Source organism: Flavobacterium sp. DSR3-2 (genome assembly GCF_049896525.1).
Lineage (GTDB): Bacteria > Bacteroidota > Bacteroidia > Flavobacteriales > Flavobacteriaceae > Flavobacterium.
On the sequence record NZ_JAFCUM010000032.1, the window covers coordinates 1 to 2626 of the forward strand.

Sequence of the window (2626 nt, forward strand, 5' to 3'; positions counted from 1 at the left end):
AAGCAATCAGAAGGACAAAATACCTCACAGAAGCAGGACAATAAAAAACAGAGTCAAAATACTGATGACGATGGACCTGCCGCTCCCCAAGAAGTCAAAAAGAGAAAAAAAAAGCAGTCTAATTCAATGTAAATTTTGATGGAACTACTAAAGCCCTTATCCGATTTCTTCAAAGCAATAGAGAATGACTACCGTATTAGCATTACGCATATCGGTATTTATGTCGCACTGTTGCAGTTTAGAGCGGGTAAGGGTTTTGTTAATCCAATACAAGCATACCGATATGAAATTATGGATCTAGCGAAGATCGCTTCGCCAAAAACATACTATAAATGTATGCGGGAACTGAACGAGTACGGTTATATTACTTACAAGCCCACTCGTAAGCGAAATCAGGGGAGCACCATTTATTTTCCATATTCTCTATTTGATTCAGAAGTTAAATTTCCAAAGGAAAAGAGCTATGAAAAAGTTAACAATTGAGGAGCTTACCAAAGTAGTAGAAACGTTATTTGGGAAAATTGAACGTATTGAGATCTTAATGAAGGAAAAGAATTTACTTTACAAAAAAAATGATCGTGCAAAAAACGGTTTAAAATTAGAAAAATGTAGCTCAAACTTCAACAAAAGAGATTTGGCGCAGTTCTTCTATATTCTTATGGATGAAAAAATTTTATTTTTTGATGCAAAAGCAGAAAATTCTAATAGGAGTAAAATGCAGCATTTTTTACAAACAAACTTTACGTATGTTGGGGATTCTAAAATGCAAATAAATATTGAGAATATCAGTAAACAATTTTCTGAATCTAAAGGCTTTACTTATCGAGATAAACAGTTACAATTTCTAGATAAAATTATTTCTGTATTTCAGGAAAGAAAGCATAAACTAACGCAGCGGTAATTTTTACGGTTTTGTTATTCCATTGTATCCTCCTTCATCATAAAAAATATGTCTTATGGCAAAACAAGGTAAAGAAAATAAATTTTCATATTTAGCGGCAATCAAACAGCTGTTGGATCCTTTGTACACCCGATTAGAGAAAATTGATGGTAAGATTAGAGGAGAGAAAATTAACGAATCGACTTACTATTATAGGAATGAGGATTTAAAGAAGCTATTTGGACTGTCAAATAATACCATTATTAAATACCGACAAACGGGAATTCTACCCTACACTAAACTCGGTGACATATATTTGTATGAAGCTATTAAAATCAAAAAAATATTATCCGAAAACGAGCAATGAAAGTGGAATTTTGATATGTGTTTTGCTTTATATATATATGTTATATTTCAAAATATTTGATAAATAATACTATTAGAAATAACAAAAGGATTCCAATTGGAATCCTTTTGTTATTTCGTTGGATTTTACTTTAAAGGATCTTGTATTTGGAGATCAGCTGTATTTTTGCTTTAGCTTAGTCATATCCTCCATCACATTTACATCTAATACTTTTGCATAATGTTGTGTTTGCTTAATATTAGTATGACCCATCATAGATGAAACATTTTCTATCCTCACTCCGTTCCCTAAGGTTACCGTAGTTGCAAAAGTATGTCTGGCGACATACCACGTCAGATTTTTAGTTATACCGCACAAATCAGCAATCTCCTTAAGATAAGCATTCATTTTCTGATTAGAAATTTGAGGTATTAATCCAATCTGAAGATGTTTGTACTTATCAATAATCTTCAGGGTGGGAGGTAGGATAGGAACATTTGCTCTAATTGCTGTTTTGGCCCTATTAGTCATAATCCAAAGTGCATCACTACTATCCTGAAATATATTACTTGCCGTAAGGTTAGAGGCATCAACGGGGGCATAACCCGTGTAGCAACTAAAAAGAAAAACATCCTTAACGCGCTCCAATCGTTCTACTGAAAATTTCTTATTCTCAATTCGATCTAATTCTTCATGTGTTAGAAATACAGCATCTTTGATACTTAACTTTCCATCGTAAAGATTAAATGGATTCTTCTCCATTAATCCCATTCTAATACAATAATTACAGGCAGTTTTGTACATTCTCATATACTTTACCATCGAGTTGTTTTTAATGCCTATTCTTCCTTTAAAACTACTTTCATACTTTAGGTACGATTCAAGATTGTAAACAAAAGCGCTGGAAATCTCATTTGAAAAAAGATCCTCGACCCCATACTGCTGCTTCATAAAGTTTACGAGTAATTCCTTGGAACGTCCATATTTTTGGAATGAAGCTTTAGATCGTTCTCCGGCCGTTACTTTTTTTTCAAAGTAGGCATTGTGCTTTTCCATAACTTCTATGATACTCGCGCCTTTTGTTTGATTAGTAGTTTTACCATTCAACTCATTTTTAACCACCACCAATGAAATATCGGAACTTACCTTAGCTAGTTCATTAAATTTCTTTTCGATATTCAATTGGAAAAGATCCAAGCTGTGTTTTAATACCTTTTCCTTTTCAAGTTTAAGCACCGTTCTGAGGTTTTTGGTAAACAGCCATCTTTCTTTTAGAATTGATTTACCGGTGGTCATCGTGATTGACTGTTGGTTGTAAGAGATACGGGCGAAAATGGGAGATTCTCCCTTTTTGTTAGCTTTTCCAGCTTTGAGATAAAAAATTACTTTTAACATAACTT

The 2626-nt window shown here is 33.2% G+C and carries 3 protein-coding genes; 2 read left to right on the plus strand and 1 reads right to left on the minus strand.

Going from position 1 to position 2626, the window contains the following annotated elements; genetic code table 11:
- Positions 1 to 463: 463 nt before the first annotated feature.
- Together ACP7AV_RS17085 and ACP7AV_RS17090 are read left to right on the plus strand one after the other, a co-directional pair.
- Positions 464 to 901 carry a hypothetical protein gene (locus ACP7AV_RS17085; RefSeq protein WP_426092999.1) on the plus strand — a complete coding sequence of 146 codons (438 nt, stop codon included), beginning with the start codon at positions 464 to 466 and terminating at the stop codon, positions 899 to 901.
- 55 nt (positions 902 to 956) lie between these two features.
- Positions 957 to 1247 (plus strand): helix-turn-helix domain-containing protein, encoded by a 291-nt coding sequence (locus ACP7AV_RS17090; RefSeq protein ID WP_426093000.1) that lies wholly within the window; start codon positions 957 to 959, stop codon positions 1245 to 1247.
- Between the two features lie 153 nt (positions 1248 to 1400).
- Here ACP7AV_RS17090 and ACP7AV_RS17095 read toward each other — a convergent pair.
- Positions 1401 to 2626 (minus strand): phage integrase SAM-like domain-containing protein (locus ACP7AV_RS17095; RefSeq protein ID WP_426093001.1); only part of this gene is annotated, 1226 nt, incomplete at its 5' end.

What these genes read in the sequence shown, in the direction of transcription:
- ACP7AV_RS17085 (WP_426092999.1), top strand. Translation starts at nt 464, where the DNA reads ATGAAAAAGTTAACAATTGAGGAGCTTACCAAAGTAGTAGAAACGTTA.
- ACP7AV_RS17090 (WP_426093000.1), top strand. Translation starts at nt 957, where the DNA reads ATGGCAAAACAAGGTAAAGAAAATAAATTTTCATATTTAGCGGCAATC.